The 19199-nt window shown below is 73.5% G+C and carries 21 protein-coding genes; 9 read left to right on the top strand and 12 right to left on the bottom strand.

The genetic code is table 11. From position 1 onward, the window contains the following. Positions 1-22 precede the first annotated feature (22 nt). Both IEW07_RS05435 and IEW07_RS05440 read right to left on the bottom strand, forming a co-directional pair. Positions 23-373, bottom strand: a complete 351-nt coding sequence (locus IEW07_RS05435) for a twin-arginine translocase TatA/TatE family subunit (RefSeq protein ID WP_188535058.1) — start codon at positions 371-373, stop codon at positions 23-25. Between the two features lie 31 nt (positions 374-404). Further along, complete coding sequence (locus tag IEW07_RS05440) at positions 405-1070, bottom strand: hypothetical protein (RefSeq protein ID WP_188535059.1); 666 nt, start codon at positions 1068-1070, stop codon at positions 405-407. A gap of 149 nt (positions 1071-1219) precedes the next feature. On the opposite strand from IEW07_RS05440, the gene IEW07_RS05445 reads away from it, so the two are divergent. Beyond that, positions 1220-1852, top strand: a complete 633-nt coding sequence (locus IEW07_RS05445; protein ID WP_188535061.1) for an O-methyltransferase — start codon at positions 1220-1222, stop codon at positions 1850-1852. A gap of 88 nt (positions 1853-1940) precedes the next feature. Here the strand turns inward: IEW07_RS05445 and IEW07_RS05450 are convergent, their stop codons facing one another. From IEW07_RS05450 to IEW07_RS05460, 3 genes are all read right to left on the bottom strand, one after another. Continuing rightward, the gene (locus IEW07_RS05450) at positions 1941-2108 is read right to left on the bottom strand and encodes a DUF3117 domain-containing protein (protein WP_188535063.1); all 168 of its coding nucleotides are present in this window, start codon (positions 2106-2108) and stop codon (positions 1941-1943) included. 156 nt (positions 2109-2264) lie between these two features. Then, a complete protein-coding gene (locus IEW07_RS05455; RefSeq protein WP_188535066.1) occupies positions 2265-3449 on the bottom strand; it encodes a putative hexosyltransferase in 1185 nt (394 codons plus the stop codon). Further along, positions 3446-3754, bottom strand: a complete 309-nt coding sequence (locus IEW07_RS05460) for a DivIVA domain-containing protein (RefSeq protein ID WP_188535068.1) — start codon at positions 3752-3754, stop codon at positions 3446-3448. The genes IEW07_RS05455 and IEW07_RS05460 overlap by 4 nt, the downstream gene beginning before the upstream one ends. A gap of 221 nt (positions 3755-3975) precedes the next feature. On the opposite strand from IEW07_RS05460, the gene IEW07_RS05465 reads away from it, so the two are divergent. The 4 genes from IEW07_RS05465 (at position 3976) to IEW07_RS05480 (ending at position 7341) form a co-directional block, all read left to right on the top strand. Next, positions 3976-4695, top strand: a complete 720-nt coding sequence (locus IEW07_RS05465; protein ID WP_371870212.1) for an amino acid ABC transporter ATP-binding protein — start codon at positions 3976-3978, stop codon at positions 4693-4695. A gap of 65 nt (positions 4696-4760) precedes the next feature. After that, positions 4761-5597 carry a glutamate ABC transporter substrate-binding protein gene (locus IEW07_RS05470; protein WP_188535070.1) on the top strand — a complete coding sequence of 279 codons (837 nt, stop codon included), beginning with the start codon at positions 4761-4763 and terminating at the stop codon, positions 5595-5597. Positions 5598-5779: 182 nt separating this feature from the next. After that, positions 5780-6466, top strand: a complete 687-nt coding sequence (locus tag IEW07_RS05475; RefSeq protein WP_188535072.1) for an amino acid ABC transporter permease — start codon at positions 5780-5782, stop codon at positions 6464-6466. Beyond that, positions 6466-7341: an amino acid ABC transporter permease gene (locus tag IEW07_RS05480; RefSeq protein ID WP_188535073.1), complete on the top strand. Its 876-nt coding sequence runs from the start codon at positions 6466-6468 to the stop codon at positions 7339-7341. Before IEW07_RS05475 ends, IEW07_RS05480 begins: the two co-directional genes overlap by 1 nt. A gap of 144 nt (positions 7342-7485) precedes the next feature. On the opposite strand, the gene dapE is transcribed toward IEW07_RS05480, so the two are convergent. Then, a complete protein-coding gene (gene dapE, locus IEW07_RS05485) occupies positions 7486-8607 on the bottom strand; it encodes a succinyl-diaminopimelate desuccinylase (RefSeq protein ID WP_229741596.1) in 1122 nt (373 codons plus the stop codon). A gap of 55 nt (positions 8608-8662) precedes the next feature. Here dapE and dapD point away from each other — a divergent pair, with 55 nt between their 5' ends. The 3 genes from dapD (at position 8663) to galE (ending at position 11700) form a co-directional block, all read left to right on the top strand. Beyond that, positions 8663-9628: a 2,3,4,5-tetrahydropyridine-2,6-dicarboxylate N-succinyltransferase gene (dapD, locus tag IEW07_RS05490; protein WP_188535075.1), complete on the top strand. Its 966-nt coding sequence runs from the start codon at positions 8663-8665 to the stop codon at positions 9626-9628. A gap of 75 nt (positions 9629-9703) precedes the next feature. Next, the gene (locus IEW07_RS05495; RefSeq protein WP_188535077.1) at positions 9704-10627 is read left to right on the top strand and encodes a hypothetical protein; all 924 of its coding nucleotides are present in this window, start codon (positions 9704-9706) and stop codon (positions 10625-10627) included. Positions 10628-10656: 29 nt separating this feature from the next. Beyond that, positions 10657-11700 carry a UDP-glucose 4-epimerase GalE gene (gene galE / locus IEW07_RS05500; protein ID WP_188535079.1) on the top strand — a complete coding sequence of 348 codons (1044 nt, stop codon included), beginning with the start codon at positions 10657-10659 and terminating at the stop codon, positions 11698-11700. A 31-nt stretch (positions 11701-11731) separates the two neighbouring features. Here the strand turns inward: galE and IEW07_RS05505 are convergent, their stop codons facing one another. The 4 genes from IEW07_RS05505 to fdxA form a co-directional block, all read right to left on the bottom strand. After that, entirely contained in the window at positions 11732-12097 is a 366-nt protein-coding gene (locus IEW07_RS05505; RefSeq protein WP_188535081.1) for an A1S_2505 family phage non-structural protein, read from the bottom strand. 133 nt (positions 12098-12230) lie between these two features. Continuing rightward, a complete protein-coding gene (locus IEW07_RS05510; RefSeq protein ID WP_188535083.1) occupies positions 12231-13529 on the bottom strand; it encodes a citrate synthase in 1299 nt (432 codons plus the stop codon). A 195-nt stretch (positions 13530-13724) separates the two neighbouring features. Then, positions 13725-14870, bottom strand: coding sequence for a succinyldiaminopimelate transaminase (dapC, locus tag IEW07_RS05515; RefSeq protein WP_188535085.1), 1146 nt, complete (start codon positions 14868-14870; stop codon positions 13725-13727). After that, on the bottom strand, positions 14867-15196 hold the full coding sequence (gene fdxA, locus IEW07_RS05520; protein ID WP_188535087.1) for a ferredoxin: 330 nt from the start codon (positions 15194-15196) through the stop codon (positions 14867-14869). The genes dapC and fdxA overlap by 4 nt, the downstream gene beginning before the upstream one ends. A gap of 69 nt (positions 15197-15265) precedes the next feature. Between fdxA and IEW07_RS21600 the strand changes: the two genes are divergently transcribed. Beyond that, the gene (locus IEW07_RS21600; protein ID WP_308738215.1) at positions 15266-15679 is read left to right on the top strand and encodes a putative acetyltransferase; all 414 of its coding nucleotides are present in this window, start codon (positions 15266-15268) and stop codon (positions 15677-15679) included. Between the two features lie 54 nt (positions 15680-15733). Here the strand turns inward: IEW07_RS21600 and IEW07_RS05530 are convergent, their stop codons facing one another. Then, positions 15734-17101 carry a PIG-L family deacetylase gene (locus IEW07_RS05530; RefSeq protein WP_229741597.1) on the bottom strand — a complete coding sequence of 456 codons (1368 nt, stop codon included), beginning with the start codon at positions 17099-17101 and terminating at the stop codon, positions 15734-15736. 28 nt (positions 17102-17129) lie between these two features. Then, positions 17130-19043 carry a translational GTPase TypA gene (gene typA, locus IEW07_RS05535; protein WP_188535089.1) on the bottom strand — a complete coding sequence of 638 codons (1914 nt, stop codon included), beginning with the start codon at positions 19041-19043 and terminating at the stop codon, positions 17130-17132. Positions 19044-19199: the final 156 nt, after the last annotated feature.

The following is a 19199-nucleotide window of genomic DNA, read 5'->3' on the forward strand; positions in this document are numbered from 1 at the left end:
AGCCGGGCCGGCGCGGTCCGGCTCAGGTGGCCTCGGCGTCGAAGGGGGCGCGCTCGCCGGGGGCGAGCCGCGTCAGCACCGGTCCCGCCGGGCGGGGAGGCGGCGACGGCTCCTCGTCGTCGTCCTCGAGCAGGGCCTGGCGCACGATGGTGCGGGGGTCGTACTGGCGGGGGTCGAGCTTGCGCCAGTCGACGTCGGCGAGCTCGGGGCCCAGGGTCTCCTTGAGCTCCTCGGTGGCGCCGGTCGCGTAGCGCTTGGCCGCCTTCACGAGATCCTTGAGCTTCTCCGCGTACTCCGGCAGCCGCTCCGGCCCGATGACGAACAGGACCAGGAGCACCAGGATGATGGCTTCGCCGCCGTTGATGCCGAACACAGTGGAAGATTACCAGTCGGGGCCGGTGGCCTCAGCCGAAGATCTCGCGCAGGCCGGTGAGGACGGTCGAGCCGGGACCGGGCTCGCCCGGGGCGGGCTCCACGACGCGACCCCGCTCGTCGGCCACGACGAGGGCGACGGTGTGCGCCATGGCCGAGGGGCTCGTGTCCGCGGTGACGGTGTAGACCACGTCCTCCCCCACGAGCACCGCCCGCCACGGCCGGCCCGGCTCCACCCACAGGGGCACGCCCGCGACGGCCGACGCCTCGAGGCCCTCCGCGCTGACGGGCAGGCCCGTCAGCCCATCCATGGGGTTGTGCCGGTCCACCCGGCCCCGCTGCTCGACGACGACGACGTCGTCCTCCCCCCGCTGCAGCGCGATGGTCACGACCGGGCGGCCGGCGAGGGAGCCGCGGGTCATCGAGGCCACCCGGTAGCCGTCGGAGGCGAGGGTGGGCAGGGTCCACCCCTCATCGCGCAGCCGGGCGGCGGAGGCGTCGTCCGCGTGCAGCACCCCGCCGGTTCCGGTCCACGCCGCGACGGGCACCGGCTCCGGCCCGCCCGCGGCGGACTCGTCCAGGACGCTGCGGCCCACGGCGTAGCCGGACCCCACGAGCACGACGAGCACCGCGCTGGCCGCGGCCGCGGCCAGCGGCAGCAGGCTCGGACCGGTCCCGGTGGGGTGCGGGCGGGGCATGGCCGGTCCTCCTGTCGGGGCGCGGATCGGTGCGCGGGACCGGCGCGGCGCGCCGGTCCTCCCATGATCGGCCGGGAAGCTGGGCGCGGACTGGACGGTGGCCGGGCGGTAAGATGACGCGCAGCCACCACAGCGACGAAGGGCGGAACATGGGCGCGGACAAGACGACGAGCTGGTCGTACGCCGAGGCGTTCGCCCTCGAGGACGAGCTCGCCTACCGCGCCCGGGAGCGCTCCCTGGCCCTGCGCATCCCCCCGGTCACCCCCGGGACGGCCGCGGCCCTCACGGTCCTGGCCGCGGCCGCCCGGCCGGCCACGGTGGTGGAGGTCGGCACCGGGGCCGGGGTCTCCGGTCTCGCGCTGCTCCGGGGCCTGCCCCCGGCGTCCGTGCTCACCACTATCGACACGGACATCCGGGCCCTGCGCGCGGCCCGCGACACCTTCCGCGAGGCCGGGGTGCCGTCCAACCGCACCCGCGCCATCCCGGGCCGGGGCTCGCTCGTCATGCCGCGGCTGAGCGGGGGCGCCTACGACATGGTGTTCCTCGACGCCGACACCGCCGGCACCCTGTACTACGCCGAGGAGGCCGTGCGGCTGCTGCGCCCCGGGGGCCTGCTCGTGGTCAACGACGCCCTGCACCAGGACAAGGTGGCCCAGCCCGCCAACCGCGAGGAGAACACCCGCACCATGCGGGCGGTGCACCGGCTGTTCCGGGAGGACGAGCGCTTCGCGACCGCGCTGCTGCCGACCGGCTCGGGCCTGCTGCTCGCCGTGCGCCGCTGACCCGCCCGCCGCCGGGGCCCCGCCCTCCCCCGGGGACGGCGAGGGGCCCGGCACCTGTCGGTGCCGGGCCCCTCGCCGTGGGACTGTCTCACTCGGTGACGCCGGCGAGGCACTCCCTGAGCTCCGCGGCCTCGTCCGGCTTCAGCTCGACCACGAGCCGCCCGCCGCCCTCGAGCGGCACCCTCATGATGAGGCTGCGCCCTTCCTTGGTGACCTCCATCGGTCCGTCACCGGTTCTCGGCTTCATGGCCGCCATGTGGGAACTCCTCTTCCTCAGTTGGTGTGACTCCCATCCTATCCGAGCGCCCGTGCCTGCTCAGGCCAGGCGGCGCGGGACCGGGGGCGCGTCGCCCCCGGCACAGCCGCTGCGCGGCCGCCGCCCGGACCGCGGCAGGCCGGGGTACGGCCGAGGTCAGGGCGGGTAGTCGCCGCCGCCGGGCAGCTGCTTCCAGTGCCACAGCCACCCCACCCACACGAGCTGCAGGACCGCGCCCGAGACCAGGCACGCGACCCGGTAGGCGCGCGAGTCCGAGACCGCCGCCAGCGGCAGGGCCAGGGGGAAGAGGGGCAGCAGCAGCCGGAAGGTGCTGGTCTGGGGGTGCAGGAAGAGCAGCAGGTAGACGGCGTAGCAGGCCAGCCAGACCCGCACGAACGGCCCGAGGCCCTCGCGCACGGGCCGGGACCGCAGCAGGGCGGTCCCTGCGAGGACGAGCACGAGGGGGAACAGGAGCCCGGCGACCGGCCCGAAGAGCTGGACGCCGGTGCCGAACCACGGCTGCACCAGCCGCAGGTCGTCGCCGCGCCAGGCCGTCTCGGTGTCGGTGTAGGCCGTCGGCTCCCCGGTGACCGCCCACGCGACGGCGGGCCACGCGAGCGCGGCGGCGCAGCCGAACAGCGCGAGCGCGAGGAGCCCGTCGAGGACGTCGCCGGGGCGGCGCACCCGGCCGGAGCGGTACCGGTGGACGGTGCGCAGGAGCCAGGCGATGCCCAGGGCGGCGGCGAACGGCACCCCCGCCGGGCGGGTCAGGCACATGGCGAGCACCACGGGAGCGGCCGCGAGGTGGCGGCCGTCGGTGACGAGCAGGAGGGCCGCGGCGAGCAGCAGCAGGTGCAGGGACTCCGCGTAGGGGACCTGGAGGACGGGGGACACGGGACCGAAGGCGACGAGCGCCACGCCCCACAGGGCGGTGGAGGGCGGGGCGAAGCGGGTGAAGAGCCGGTGGACGAGGATCGCCGCCCCGAAGCCGGCGAGCAGGGACACGGTGGCCGCCGTCGCGTCCCAGCTCGTCCCGGTGAGCGCCGTGACCGTCCGGACGAGCACCGGGAAGACGGGGTAGAAGGCCCAGGCGTTCTCCAGCGCCCGGCCGTCCCCGTCGCGCGGCACCTCGGTGGGATAGCCCTCCTCGGCGATCCGCTGGTACCAGTCGGAGTCCCAGGTGCCGGCGAACGCCAGGTAGCCCAGCGCGCCGTCGCCCCACGGCCCGGGCCCCTGCTGGCGGCCCACCGTGGTGAGCACGGCCCAGCCCCAGACCCGGGACGCCGCCCAGACGAGCAGCGCCTGCGCCCAGCCCGGGAGGGCCGCCCAGCGGTGGCTCACGCCCGGGGGTCCCGGCCGGAGTCCGCCGGCAGGGACCGCGCGACGTGCTCGAGCACCGCGTGCACCTCCTGGGGGTCGTAGCCGCGGCGGCGGACGTGGAACGCCACCCGGTCCAGGTCATCCGGGGCGACCGGGTCGGGGAGCACGAGCGCGGAGTCGGAGGAGCGCTCGGGGCGCACCCCGTCCCCCGCGGCCGCGGCCCACGGCGCGGCCCACCGCGGCGGCCGCTCCCGGCCCAGGACCACCACGGCCACGACGGTCAGGAACAGCACGACGGCGGTCAGCGCGAGGAGGAGTTCGCTCATGCCCCCAGGCTATGCGGCCCGCGCGGCGCTCCCGCCATCCGGGACCGCCCCTCCCCGGGCGGAGTCCGGCAAGTTTCCTACGTTGGAGTAAGGAATTTACGCAACAGCAACGTGGGCAGCGTCACAGACGGGAAAACTCCGCTATCTTCGACGGTATGTCACACGCCACTCCGTCCGCCGCCGTCCCGGCCGCTCCAGGGTCGGGCGAAGCCCTGGTCCGCATGTCGCACGTCAACAAGCACTTCGGGGACCTCCACGTGCTCAAGGACATCAACCTGGAGGTCGCCCGCGGCGAGGTGGTCGTCGTCATCGGCCCCTCCGGCTCCGGCAAGTCGACCCTGTGCCGGGCCATCAACCGCCTCGAGAGCATCGACGACGGCGAGATCCTCATCGACGGCAAGCGGCTGCCCGAGGAGGGCGCGGCGCTCGCGCGGCTGCGGGCCGACGTCGGCATGGTCTTCCAGTCCTTCAACCTGTTCGCGCACAAGTCGGTGCTGCAGAACGTCACCCTGGGACCCATGAAGGTCCGGGGGCGCTCGCCGGGCGAGGCGAAGGAGCGGGCCATGGAGCTCCTGACGCGGGTCGGCGTGGCCAACCAGGCGGAGAAGCTGCCCGCCCAGCTCTCCGGCGGCCAGCAGCAGCGCGTGGCGATCGCCCGGGCCCTGGCCATGGAGCCCAAGGTCATGCTCTTCGACGAGCCGACCTCCGCCCTCGACCCCGAGATGATCAACGAGGTCCTGGACACCATGGTCGCCCTCGCGAAGCAGGGCATGACGATGATCGTGGTCACCCACGAGATGGGCTTCGCCCGCAAGGCCGCCGACCGCGTCGTGTTCATGGCCGACGGCATGATCGTCGAGGAGAGCACCCCCGAGGAGTTCTTCACCAATCCCCGCTCCGAGCGCGCCAAGGACTTCCTGGGCAAGATCCTCGGGCACTGACCCCACCCGCCTCAGCGACCCCCACCGATCGTCCACTGATCGCTCACCGAAGCAAGGAGCACACCATGCGCAGCACGAAGCCCCTCGGACTGGCCGCGATGGCCGCGGCCGCGGCCCTGACCCTCACCGCGTGCGGAGGAGGCGGGGACGGCGGCGACGCGGGCGGTTCCGGGGACGGCGTCCGGATCGGCATCAAGTACGACCAGCCGGGCCTGGGCTACCGGGACGGCAGCGAGTACACCGGGTTCGACGTCGACGTCGCGAAGTACGTGGCGGGCGAGCTGGGCTACACCGAGGACCAGATCGAGTGGGTCGAGGCGCCCTCCGCCAACCGCGAGAACATGCTGGCCAACGACCAGGTCGACATGGTCTTCGCGACCTACTCCATCACCGACGAGCGCAAGCAGACCGTGGACTTCGCCGGCCCCTACTTCGTGGCCGGCCAGGACCTGCTGGTGCGCGTGGACGAGACCTCGATCCAGGGCCCCGAGGACCTGGAGGGCAAGAACCTGTGCTCCGTCACCGGCTCGACCTCGGCCCAGAAGGTCAAGGACGACCACCCCGGGGTCGGCCTGTTCGAGCAGCCCGGCTACGCGGACTGCCTCACGGCGCTCGAGTCCGGCCAGGTCGACGCCGTGACCACCGACGACATCATCCTGGCCGGCCTCGCCTCCACCGACGCCAACCAGGGCAAGTTCAAGGTCGTCGGCAACACGTTCTCCGAGGAGCAGTACGGCGTCGGCCTGCCCAAGGGCTCCGACCAGTGCCAGGCGATCAACGACGCCATCACCAAGATGGTCGAGGAGGGCGCCTGGGAGGAGGCCGTCACGGCCAACACCGAGGGCGCCGACTACCGGTACAACGCCGAGCTCAACCCCCCGGAGCCCGCGCCCTGCGCCTGAGCACCGGGCGCTGAGCGCAGGGTCCCCGTGGCCGGGCCCGTCCGCCCGGCCACGGGGACCGCGCAGCGGCGCGGCGCCCGCGCTCCACCCCGCGGGACCGCCGCCCCGCGGCACCGACCTCCACCCGACCGACGAAGGGCACCTGCCGTGACCCAGGACCTGCTCGAGCTCCGGGAGCTCCTGTGACCGACTACCTCAACGACTTCGCGAGCCTGTTCGACCAGTACGACGTGCTGGGCGCCTTCTGGGTCAACATCCAGCTGACCTTCCTCGCCGCGATCGGGTCGATGCTGCTGGGGTCCCTGGTCGCGCTCATGCGCATCTCCCCCATCGCGTCGCTGCGGCTGCTCGGGACCGGCTACGTCAACCTGTTCCGCAACACGCCCCTGACGATCATCCTGGTGTTCCTCGTCCTCGGCGTGTGGAGCCAGCTGGGCATCAACCTGTCCCCGGACTTCAACCGGAACTTCTTCCTCTACGCCGTGATCGGCCTGAGCCTGTACCACGCCGCGTTCGTGTGCGAGTCCATCCGCTCCGGCGTGAACACCGTGCCCGTGGGCCAGGCCGAGGCCGCCCGGGCGATCGGGCTGAGCTTCCTGCCCGCGGCGCGGCTCGTGATCTTCCCGCAGGCCCTGCGCGGGGCGATCACCCCGCTGGGGAACACCCTGATCGCGCTGACCAAGAACACCACCGTCGCGGCGGCCGCGTCCGTCACCGAGATCTCCGCGCTGATGAAGACCATGATCGAGTTCCGCCCGGACGTGATCATCGCGGTCTTCCTCACCGTGGCGCTCGGCTTCGTCCTGCTCGTCGTCCCGGTGGGCCTGCTCACCACCTGGGCCTCCCGGAAACTGGCGGTGAAGCGCTGATGGCCTCCTCGACAGCACAGAACGTCCTGTTCGACGTCCAGGGGCCCCGCGCGCGGCGGGTCACCCTGATCCTGAACCTGGTGGGGGTGCTGCTGGTCGCCGCCCTCGCGTGGGTGGTCCTCGGCAAGCTCGCCGAGCAGGGCCAGCTCGACGCCGCCAAGTGGACGTCCCTGTTCACCGGCCGCACGTGGGAGAACTTCCTGCTGCCGGGCCTGTGGCAGACCCTCCGGGCGGCGCTGCTGGCCGTGGTCCTGTCCATCGTGTTCGGCCTGGTCTTCGGCCTGGGCCGGCTCTCCCAGCTCGCCCCGGTGCGCTTCGTCTCGACCGTGGTCGTCGAGTTCTTCCGCGCGGTGCCCGTGCTGGTGATGATGATCTTCTTCTACCTGGGCCTGGGGCGCGCCGACCTGGTGGAGCCCTCCAACGTGCCCTTCTGGGCCGTGGTGCTGGGGCTGATGTTCTACAACGGCGCGGTGATCGCCGAGCTCATCCGCTCCGGGGTCCACCAGCTGCCCAAGGGCCAGCGCGAGGCGGCGCTGGCGATCGGGCTCACCCCGGCCCGGTCGCTGCGCATGGTCGAGCTGCCGCAGGCCCTGACGGCGATGCTCCCGTCGATGGTCAGCCAGTTCGTCGTGATCCTCAAGGACACCGCGCTGGGCTACATCATCACCTACCCCGAGCTGCTGGCCAGCGCCCGCCGGCTCGGCTCCGGGGACGGCAACATCCTGCAGGCCCTGTTCGTGGCCGCGCTGGTCTTCGTGGTGATCAACTACCTGCTCTCGGTGCTGGCCGCGTGGCTGTCCCGCTTCCTGAGCTACCGCACAGCGGGCAGGACCAAGCCGTCCGAGGGCCCCCTGGCCGGGGAGGACGCCGCCTGACGCCGCCCCACGACACCGCGGCCGAGGGGCCGGGACCGCACGGTCCCGGCCCCTCGTCGTCCCTGCGGCCACCGCGCAGGCACCGGCCGCCCCGCAGACACCGGCCGCCCCGCAGACACCGGCCGCCCCGCAGGCACCGGCCGGTCAGGCCGTGAGCCAGGCCTCGAGGGCGCGGTAGCACTCCCGGACGGCCTCGGCGGGCACGTGCTCGTCGTCGGTGTGGGCCAGGAGCGCGTCGCCCGGGCCGAAGTTCACGGCCGGGACGCCCATCTGGGAGAAGCGGGCCACGTCGGTCCACCCGTACTTCGGCTTGGGCTCCTGGCCCACCGCCGCCACGAACGCCGCCGCGGCGGGCCGGTCCAGGCCCGGCCGGGCCGCCGGGGACAGGTCCGTGATCTCGAGCTCGTACCCGGCGAAGACCTCCCGCACGTGGGCCAGCGCGTCGTCCGTGCTCCGGTCCGGGGCGAACCGGAAGTTGACCTCCACGCTCGCCGCGTCCGGGATCACGTTGCCGGCCACGCCCCCCGTGATCCGGATGGCGTTGAGCCCCTCGCGGTACTCGAGGCCCTCCACGGCCACCGTGCGCGGCTCGTAGGCCGCCAGCCGGGCCAGGACGTCGGCCTGCTTGTGGATGGCGTTCTCGCCGATCCAGGACCGGCCCGAGTGGGCGGCGCGGCCCGTCGTCGTGATCCGGAAGCGCATGGTCCCGTTGCACCCGCCCTCGACGGTCCCGTCCGTGGGCTCGAGCAGCACCGCGAAGTCCGCCGCGAGCAGCTCCGGGGCGTTGCGCTGGAGGCGCCCCAGCCCGCTCGAGGCCGCGTCCACCTCCTCGTGGTCGTAGAACACGTAGCTGACGTCCCGGTTGGGGGCGGTCAGGGCCGCGGCTAGCGCCAGCTGGACGGCCACGCCGCCCTTCATGTCGACGGCGCCGCGGCCGTAGAGCACCCGCCGGCCGCCGGCGTCCTCCCACGCGGAGGGCACGGTCCCGCGCGCGCCGGGGACGGCGGGCAGCGGCACCGTGTCGAGGTGGCCGGCGAGCACGACCCGCTCGGCCCGCCCGAGGTCGGTGCGGGCCACCACGGCGTCCCCGTCGCGGTGCACGCTCAGGTGCGGCAGCCCGCGCAGGGCGGCCTCCACGGCGTCGGCGATCGGGCCCTCCGCGCCGGAGACGGAGCCGATGTCGATCAGGGCGGCGGTGAGCTCGGCCGGGTCGGCGGCGAGGTCCAGGGCGGGGGTGGTCCGGGGAGTCGTCTCGGGGGCGGTCATGGCGCCCAGCATAGCGGCGGCCCCGGCTCGGGCCGGTGGGGGCGCCTCCCCTAGGATGGAGGCCATGACTGCATCCACCCCTCGTCCCGCCTCCGGTCTCGGCCTGGCCACCGTCGTGGCCTCCGGCCCCAAGGAGGGAACCGTCCTCGACGTCTGGTACCCGGCCCCGTCCCTGTCGGACGCCGTGGACACCTCCCTCGACGCCGACCTGCGGCTCGCCGCCACGGCCGACCCCGACCGCAACGTCCGCGGCGAGCTCGTCGAGACGGTGATCGACCTCGACGCCGCTCCCGCCGACGCCGCCGACGCGTACCTGCGCCTGCACCTGCTCTCCCACCGGCTCGTGCGCCCCAACACCCTGAACCTGGACGGCGTCTTCGGCCTGCTCGCCAACGTCGCCTGGACCGACCGCGGTCCCGTGCTCGCCGAGGAGCTGGACGTGCTGCGGGCCCGGCTGCGCGGCTCGAGCGGGCACCTCACCGTGCACAGCGTCGACAAGTTCCCGCGCATGGTCGACTACGTCGTCCCGAGCGGGGTGCGGATCGGCGACGCCAACCGGATCCGGCTCGGCGCGCACCTCGCCGAGGGCACGACCGTGATGCACGAGGGCTTCGTGAACTTCAACGCCGGCACGCTCGGCCAGTCGATGGTCGAGGGGCGGATCAGCGCCGGCGTGGTCGTGGGCGACGCCACGGACATCGGCGGCGGCGCCTCGATCATGGGCACCCTCTCGGGCGGCGGCAAGGAGCGGATCACCGTCGGCCAGCGGGTGCTGCTGGGCGCGAACTCCGGCGTGGGCATCTCCCTGGGCGACGACTGCGTCGTGGAGGCCGGCCTCTACGTCACCGCCGGCACCCGGGTGAGCGTCCACGCCGACGGGAAGGAGTCCACCGCCAAGGCCTCCGAACTCTCCGGAGTGCCCAACCTCCTGTTCCGCCGCAACTCCCTCACCGGCGCGGTGGAGGTCCTGCCGCGCACCGGCGCGACCGTGGAGCTCAACGCGGCGCTGCACGCCAACTGAGCACCGGCGCCGCGGGGGCACCGGCCCCCGCGGCGCTGCCCTCCCGGCCCCCTCCCCGCCCGACCAGGAGAACCCGTGCCCTCCCCCGCCTCCGGCCGCCGCACCAGGGCGGCCTGGACGTCCCTCTTCGCCCTCCTGCTGGTCTGCGCCGTGGCGGCCGCCGTGGTCCTGGTGGTGGTGGAGCTGCGGGTCGGTCGGCCCTCCGCGGGCGAGCCGCGGTGCGTGGCGACCACGGAGCACACCGGCGGCGAGCGGACCCGGCACACCCTCACCGCGGAGCAGACCGCGAACGCGGCTCTCGTCGTGGCGGAGTCGGTGGAGCGCGGGGCGGAACCGCGCGCGGCCGTCGTGGCCCTGGCCACCGCCATGCAGGAGTCCCGGCTGGTGAACATCGACTACGGCGACCGCGACTCCGTGGGGCTGTTCCAGCAGCGCCCCTCCCAGGGCTGGGGCACCGTCGAGCAGATCCTCGACCCGGAGTACTCGACCACCGCGTTCTACGACCGGCTCGCGGAGGTCGACCTCGGCTCCCTGACCGTGACCGAGGCGGCGCAGGCCGTCCAGCGCTCGGCCCACCCCGGCGCCTACGCCCAGCACGAGGGCATGGCCACGGCCTTCGCCGCGGCCCTCACCGGGCGCGCCGAGGCCTCCCTGAACTGCGTGCTCGCCGGCCCGCAGGCGCCCGGCGACCCGCGGGCGGCCGCCGGGGCACTGGCCGGCGCGTTCGGCGCCGCCGCGCCCGCCCCGCGCGCCGAGGACGGCCGGGTCCTCGTGCCCGCCCCGGGCGAGCCGACGGGCTGGGCGCTGGCCCACTGGGCGGTCGCCGCCGCCGAGGACCTGGGGATCGCCGAGGTGTCCTTCGACGGCAGGACGTGGGTGCGCGACGACCAGCGCACCTCCCGCTTCGCCCCCGCGCCGGGCTGGCGGGAATCGGCCGAGGCGCGCCCGGACGACGCTCCCGACCCCGGGGACGTCGTCATTTCTGTTGCAAATCCATGAGAGCCGGGTCCCCCCGATACGCTGGGGGCATGAAGATTCTCGTCACCGGGGGAACCGGGTACATCGGCTCGCACACCGTCCTGGCCCTGCTCGAGGCCGGGCACGACATCGTCGTCATGGACAACCTGGCCAACTCGTCGCTGACCGCCCTGGACCGCGTCCAGGAGCTCGCGGGGCGCTCCGTCGAGGCGTTCGAGAAGGTGGACCTGCTCGACCCCGAGGGCCTGGACCGGCTGTTCCGGGAGCACCGCCCGGAGGCCGTGATCCACTTCGCCGGGCTCAAGGCCGTCGGCGAGTCCGCCGAGAAGCCCCTCTGGTACTACACCAACAACGTGGCCGGCACCCTCAACCTCCTGCACGCCATGGACGAGCACGGCTGCCGCTCCATCGTGTTCTCGTCCTCGGCCACCGTCTACGGCGCCCCCGAGGAGATGCCGCTGACCGAGAAGCAGCCCATGGACGCGCAGAACCCCTACGGGCGGACCAAGGAGCACATCGAGGACATGCTCGTGGACCTCGCCGCCTCCGACCCGTCCTGGAGCGTCGCCCTGCTGCGCTACTTCAACCCCGTGGGCGCGCACGAGTCCGGCCGGATCGGCGAGGACCCCACCGGCGTGCCCAACAACCTGCTCCCCTTCATCGCCCAGGTGGCGGTCGGCCGGCGCGAGAAGCTGCGCGTGTTCGGCGACGACTACCCCACCCCGGACGGCACGGGCGTGCGCGACTACATCCACGTGGTGGACCTCGCCGACGGCCACCTCAGGGCCCTCGACCACCTCGCCGCGCACGGCGGACTGCACACCTGGAACCTCGGCACCGGCAAGGGCTACTCGGTGCTCGAGGTCCGCACCGCCTTCGAGAAGGCCTCCGGCCGGGAGATCCCCTACGAGGTCGTGGCCCGGCGCCCGGGCGACGCCGCCGTCTCCTACGCCGACCCCTCGGCGGCCCTGGCCGAGCTCGGCTGGTCCGCCGCGCGGGACATCGACACCATGTGCCGGGACCACTGGAACTGGCAGAAGAACAACCCCGAGGGATACGCCCGGCAGGAGCAGGCCGAGGCGTCCCGGGCCTGACGCCGGCGCGCGGCGGATCCGGCCCCCGGGCTCACCAGCCCGGGGGCCGGACCACGTTCGGGGGCGCGTCCGCGAACAGGGCGGCCACCCGCCGCTCGTCGTGGCCCGCGATCCCCGTCCCCACCCGGGTGAGCCAGAACGTCAGGTCGGGGCGGGAGAGGGCGAACGCCACGAACTCCGCCGCCTCCCGCTCGAGCGCGGCGAACCCGCTCATGGTGTCGATCGCGTAGGACCGGCCCTGCAGGCCGTGGCCGACGCCCGGCACGGCGCCGAAGCGCTCGACGGCGGTGCGGGCCGCGCCCGCCGCGTGCGCGCCGCGGGCGTTGGAGCCGAAGACGAAGACCTCGTCCGGGCCGAGCTCGGTGATCCGGTCGGGGGTGTGCCGCTGCTCGTTCATGCGGCCCAGGCTACCGGCGGACCTGCGGCCCGGGAACCGGCCGGCACCGGGGAGCACCCGGCAGGACGTGGGAACGGCCGGGACCCGCCCCCGGAAGGGGCGGGGTCCCGGCCGTCCACGGCGGGGCGCCGGCTCAGCGCTGCGGGTAGTGCCGCTCGCTCTGGCCCACGTACAGCTGGCGCGGGCGGCCGATCTTGGTCTCCGGGTCCTCGATCATCTCGCGCCACTGGGCGATCCAGCCGGGGAGGCGGCCGATCGCGAAGAGGACGGTGAACATCTTCTCCGGGAAGCCCATGGCCTTGTAGATCAGGCCGGTGTAGAAGTCGACGTTCGGGTACAGCTTGCGCTCCACGAAGTAGTCGTCGGCGAGGGCCTTCTCCTCGAGGCGCATCGCGATCTCGAGCTGCTCGTCGTTGCCGCCGAGCTTCTCCAGGATCTCGTGGGCGTAGTTGCGCACGATCCGGGCGCGCGGGTCGTAGTTCTTGTACACCCGGTGGCCGAAGCCCATGAGGCGGACGCCGTCCTCCTTGTTCTTGACCTTCTCCATGAAGGTCTCCGGCTCGACGCCGTCCTTCTGGATCCGGTTGAGCATGCCGAGCACCGCCTCGTTCGCGCCGCCGTGCAGCGGGCCGTAGAGGGCGTTGATGCCGGCGGAGACGGACGCGAACATGTTCGCGTGGGAGGAGCCCACGAGCCGGACCGTGGAGGTGGAGCAGTTCTGCTCGTGGTCGGCGTGGAGCATCAGCAGGACGTCCAGGGCCTTGGCCGTGTCCGGGTCGATCTCGTAGTCCTCGGCGGGGACGCCGAAGCACATGCGCAAGAAGTTCTGCGTGTAGTCGAGGTCGTTCTGCGGGTAGAGCATCGGCTCGCCCTTGGACTTCTTGAACGCGTAGGCGGCCAGCGTGGGGACCTTGGCCAGCAGGCGGATGGTGGAGATCTCCACCTGCTCCTCGTCGAAGGGGTCGAGGGAGTCCGCGTAGAACGTGGACAGCGCCGAGACGGCCGAGGAGAGCACGGGCATCGGGTGCGCGTTGCGCGGGAAGCCGTTGAAGAAGCTCTTGAGGTCCTCGTGGACCATCGTGTGGCGGCGCACCCGGGTGTCGAACGCGGAGAGCTCGTCCGGGGTGGGCAGCTCCCCGTAGATGAGCAGGTACGCGGTCTCGATGAAGCTCGAGTGCTGCGCGAGCTCCTCGATGGGGTAGCCGCGGTAGCGCAGCACGCCGTTGGCGCCGTCGATGTAGGTGATGGCGGAGCGCGCGTTGGCGGTGTTCACGAAGCCCGGGTCGTAGGCGACGTTGCCCGTCTCCTTGAGCAGGCTCGAGATCGCGTAGCCCTTGTTGCCCTCGGTGGCGTCCAGGATCGGCAGCTCGAGGGACTTGTTCTCCCCGTACGCGAGCTGGGCCGTGGCCAGTTCCTGTGCAGACTCAGTCATGTTCGTCCTCCGCGATGGATTCGGTGTCCGGTGCCCGGCCGGCCGCGCCGTGCGCCGCCGGTGGCGCGGCACGTGCGTGTCCCGGGACACAGCGATAGTCAGGGTCCAACCTACCCGGTCCGGCCGCACCGCGACCAATCCCGGGGCCCCGCCGCGCCGGGGGCGGGCGCGGCGGCCCGCCCCCGGCGCTGCCTCTCAGGCCGCGCCGAGGCGGGCCGCGGCGGCGTCGATCCGCTCGTCGGGGGCGGTGAGGGCCAGCCGGACGTAGCCCTCGCCGGCCGTCCCGTAGAACACGCCCGGGCCCACCACGACGCCCTGCTCTGCGAACCGGCGGACGGTGTCCCAGGTGTCCTCCCCGGCGGTGCACCACAGGTACAGCCCGGCCTCGGAGGCGTCGATCCGCAGCCCGAACGCCTCGACGGCGGGCACGAGGCGCTCGCGGCGCGAGCGGTACCGGGCCTTCTGCGCCAGCACGTGCTCGTCGTCGCCGAGGCCCGCGCGCATGGCCTCCTGCACCGGCGACGGGACGATCATGCCGGCGTGCTTGCGGGAGTTGACGAGGTTGCGCATGAGCGCCGCGTCCCCGGCCAGGAAGGCGGCCCGGTAGCCGGCCACGTTGGACTGCTTGGACATGGAGTACGCCGACAGCAGCAGGGAGTCGTCCCCGCCGGTGACCCGGGGGTCGAGCACGGACGGGACCGGGGTCCCGCCCTGCTGCACGTCCCAGGGGCCCCAGCCGAGCTCGGCGTAGCACTCGTCGGAGGCCACGACGGCGCCGAGGGCGCGGGCCTGGTCCACGATCCGGCGGGTCGAGGCGACGTCCCGGACGATGCCCGTGGGGTTGCCGGGCGAGTTGATCCACACCATCCGCACGCGGGCGCGGACCTGGGGGTCGAGCTCGTCCAGGTCGTCCGCGGCCACGGCCTCCGCGCCCGCGAACCGGGCGCCGATGTCGTAGGTGGGGTAGGCCACGGACGGGCGCACGAGCACGTCGCCCGGGCCGAGCCCGAGCAGCAGCGGCAGCCAGGCCACGAGCTCCTTGGAGCCGACGGTGGGCATGACCGCGGCCGGGTCGAGACCGGGCACGCCGCGGCGCCGCTCGTACCAGGCTGCGACCGCCTCCCGCAGGGCGGGGGTGCCGTGCGTGGTGGGATAGCCCGGGGCGTCGGCGGCGGCGGCCAGCGCCTCCTGGATCACGGCCGGCGTGGGGTCGACGGGGGTGCCGATCGACAGGTCCACGACACCGTCCGGGTGCCGTGCGGCGAGGTCCCGGTACGGGGCCATCGTGTCCCAGGGGTAGTCCGGGAGGTCCAGCCCGAAGGGCCGGGCCGCCACCGTCACTGGGCGTCCTGGTTCTGCGGGGGCAGCACCGCGATCATCGGGTGGTCCTTGTGGGTGTTGCCGAGCTTGGCGGCGCCGCCCGGGGAGCCGAGGTCGTCGAAGAACTCGACGTTGGCCTTGTAGTAGTCGGCCCACTCCTCCGGGGTGTCGTCCTCGTAGTAGATGGCCTCGACGGGGCAGACCGGCTCGCACGCGCCGCAGTCCACGCACTCGTCGGGGTGGATGTAGAGCGAACGCTCCCCCTCGTAGATGCAGTCGACAGGACACTCCTCGACGCAGGCCTTGTCCTTGACGTCGACACAGGGCTGGGCGATGACGTAGGTCACGGCGTTGGTACCTTTCTGCTGGGATTCTCGGACCAGTCTAACGACCGGGTCCTCGCTACGATGACGCCCATGGGTTTTCCGACATCGGGGTCAACATCGTCATCCGGCGAGTCACACAGCGAGTCCCACAGCGAGTCCCAGGGCGAGCTACAGGGCGAGCTACAGGACAAGTTCCTCGGAGGGTCCCGGGGCGGGTCCCCCGGCGGGCCGCCGAGCGGTCCGCGCGGCGGGGCGGCCGCCGGGGCCCTCGGTCTCCTGGCGGGCCTCGCCCCGGGCACCCGGGTGAGCGTGCGGTGGGCCCTGCCCGGCGACGACGCCTCGGGGCTGCCGCTGACCGACGCCCTGGGCGAGCTGGTGGGGGTGGACGCGGAGACGGTCACGGTGCGCACGCGCCGCGGTGACGTGGTGATCGCGGCGGGCGACGTCCGCGCCGCCCGGGCGGTCCCACCGCCTCCCCCGCGCCGGCGGCCCCTGCGGGGCTGAGCGCGGCGGCGACGCGGGCGGCGGGGTTGAGCGCGGCGGACGGCCGGGCCCCGCTCAGCGTGGGCGCAGCTCCCGGCGCCGGGTCCGCAGCCAGCGGGCGGTGACCAGCACGGAAAGCATGGTCACCAGGAAGACCACGGCGAACCAGGCGAGGCCGACGACGCCGATCGGCGCGGCGGGGTCCGTCACCACGAGCGCGGAGCCGTCGCGGCCGTAGGCGAACAGCCACGCGACGAGGTAGGTGCTCAGCCCCGGCACGGCGGCGGCCCACACGCGCCGGGTCGCGGTGCCGGCCCACACGGACAGGCACAGCAGGAGGGCCCCGCCGAAGAGCAGCCCCCACGGCAGCCACCAGCCGGCGGCGGAGTACCAGATGGCCCCGTGGAAGACGGTGGCCACGCAGCCGCCCACCAGGCCGGCCGCGGCGGACGTGACCAGGCTCACGGGCACGGAGGCGGGGTCGCCGGCGTCCCGGCGGTGCGGGTCCTCCCCCCGGCCGGAGGGGACGGCCCGGGGGTCGCCGGCGAGCAGCCGGAACGTCTCGACGGGGCCGGCGCTCTGCCAGACCCCGTTGGACAGGGCGAAGCGCTCCCCCTCACCCAGCACGATCTGGGTGGCGTGGGCGGCCATGGCGGCGCGCTTGCGCTCCGGGGAGCCGTGCACCACTGCCTGGGGCCGGGGGTCGCCGGCGCGGGCCTCGCCCTCGACGGCCCACACGAGGGGGACGTCCCAGGGGTCGACGACGCCCCCGTCCTCGTCGAGGCCGGGGCGGGCGGCCAGCCGGACGCCCCGCACGGTGACCGCGGAGGTCCGCACGTGGTCGGGGTGCCCGTAGCCGCCGTCGTCGTCGTAGGTGACGACGACGTGCGGGCGGACGGCACGGACGGCGGCCGCCACGTGGGCGGCGGCCTCGTCGACCGTGGCCGCGGTGAGGCTGTGCGCGGAGGCGTCGGGGGCGGGGGCGGCCCGCCCGTCGGCGCCCCAGGACATGCCGGAGTCGTGGTAGTGGCCCGTGCCGTTGGCGAAGCCCACGGCCGGGTCGAGGGCGGGGGCCTCCCCCGCGAAGAACCGGTCGGCCGTCCCGAGGCGGGCGGCGGCGTCCTCGAGCTCACCGACCCGGTACAGGCCGAGCGCCGTGCCGTCGTCGGCGCAGCCGGGCCGGCCGACCTCGAGGTGGCGCAGGTGCTCGGGGATGACCTCGCCCCGCTCGCCGCGGGTCATGGTCAGGAGCACGACCTGCGCGCCGAGCTCGGCGTAGCGGCCCATCGTGGCCCCGGTGGCGATGGACTCGTCGTCGGGGTGGGCGTGGACGAACAGCAGCCGGGCGTCCTCCGGGCGCACGCCCGGGGGCAGCAGCCCCGGCAGGGCGTCCTCGCGCACGAGGGCGCCCTGCTCGGGGTAGTACGGGACGGACTGGGTCACGACCGCTCCTGCTGCTGTGCCGGCGGGATCAGGCGCGGGCCCGGGCCCGGTTGGCCTTGAGCCGCTCGTTGGCGTCGAGGATCACCTTGCGGATGCGGATCGCCTCCGGGGTGACCTCCACGCACTCGTCCTCGCGGGCGAACTCGAGGGACTCCTCGAGGGTGAGCTTGCGCGGGGGCGTGAGGTTCTCGAAGGTGTCCGAGGAGGCCGCACGCATGTTGGTGAGCTTCTTCTCCTTCGTGATGTTCACGTCCATGTCGTCGGCGCGCGAGTTCTCGCCCACGATCATGCCCTCGTACACCTCGGAGGTCGGCTCCACGAAGAAGGACCCGCGCTCCTGCAGGTTGATCATCGCGAAGGGGGTGACCACGCCGGCGCGGTCCGCGATCAGCGAGCCGTTGGTGCGGTACTCGATCTCGCCGGCCCACGGCTCGTAGCCGTCCGCGTAGGAGGAGGCGATGCCCGCGCCGCGGGTGTCGGTCAGGAACTTCGTGCGGAAGCCGATGAGCCCGCGGGAGGGGACCTTGAACTCCATGCGCACCCAGCCGGTGCCGTGGTTGGACATGCCCTCCATGCGGCCCTTGCGGGAGGCCATCAGCTGCGTCACGGCGCCGAGGTACTCCTCGGGGACGTCGATGGTCATGTGCTCGTAGGGCTCGTGCACCTTGCCGTCCACGGTCTTGGTGACGACCTGCGGCTTGCCGGCCGTGAGCTCGAAGCCCTCGCGGCGCATCTGCTCCACGAGGATGGCCAGGGCCAGCTCGCCGCGGCCCTGGACCTCCCAGGCGTCGGGGCGCTGGGTCGGCAGGATCTTGAGGGAGACGTTGCCGACGAGCTCCTTGTCGAGACGGTCCTTGACCTGGCGCGCGGTGACCTTGGCGCCCTTGACGCGGCCGGCCAGCGGGGAGGTGTTGATGCCGATGGTCATGGAGATCGCGGGGTCGTCCACCGTGATCAGCGGCAGCGGCTGCGGGTTGTCCAGGTCGGTGAGGGTCTCGCCGATGGTGATGTCTTCGATGCCGGCGACGGCCACGATCTCACCGGGGCCGGCGGACTCGGCCGGCACGCGGTCGAGGCCCTTGGTGGCCAGCAGCTCGGAGATCCGCACGCTCTTGAGCTCGCCGTTCGCGCGGGCCCAGGCCACGGTCTGGCCCTTCTTCAGGGTGCCGTTGAAGATGCGCAGCAGCGCGAGACGGCCCAGGAACGGGGAGGCGTCCAGGTTGGTCACGTGGGCCTGGAGCACGCCGTCGGGGTTGTAGGACGGGGCGGGGATGCGCTCGATGATCGTCCGGAACAGCGGCTCGAGGTCCTCGTTCTCGGGCAGGGTGCCGTTCTCGGGCTGCTCGAGGGAGGCGCGCCCGGCCTTGCCGGCGGCGTAGACCACGGGCACGTCCAGGACGGCGTCGAGGTCCAGGTCCGGGACGTCCTCGGAGATGTCCGAGGCGAGGCCCAGGAGCAGGTCCATGGACTCGTGCACGACCTCCTCGATGCGGGCGTCGGGGCGGTCCACCTTGTTGACCACGAGGATCACGGGCAGCTTGGCCTCGAGGGCCTTGCGCAGCACGAAGCGGGTCTGGGGCAGCGGGCCCTCGGACGCGTCGACGAGCAGGACGACGCCGTCGACCATGGACAGGCCGCGCTCGACCTCGCCGCCGAAGTCCGCGTGGCCCGGGGTGTCGATGACGTTGATGGTGATGGTCTCACCGTTCGCGGAGGGACCGTCGTAGAACACGGTGGTGTTCTTCGCGAGGATGGTGATGCCCTTCTCGCGCTCCAGGTCACCGGAGTCCATCACGCGCTCCTCGACCTCGCCGTGGGCGGAGAACGCGTGCGTCTGCTGCAGCATCGCGTCCACGATGGTGGTCTTACCGTGGTCGACGTGGGCCACGATGGCCACGTTGCGGAGGTCGGCGCGCTGGGCGGTGGTGGAGGTGACAGTCATACGCGTGGGTCTCTCTTCGGGTGGAGATGGGAGGGGAGGATCGACCCTCCCGCGGGTGCGGGCCGGGGGCGCCTCCGCGCGCCCGGAGGGACCCGGGCGGGGGCGCCCGTACAGCGGGCCACCGAACAGTCTACCCCGGGAGGGGCCTCTCCCGCT

Source organism: Kocuria dechangensis (assembly GCF_014636775.1).
Lineage (GTDB): Bacteria > Actinomycetota > Actinomycetes > Actinomycetales > Micrococcaceae > Kocuria > Kocuria dechangensis.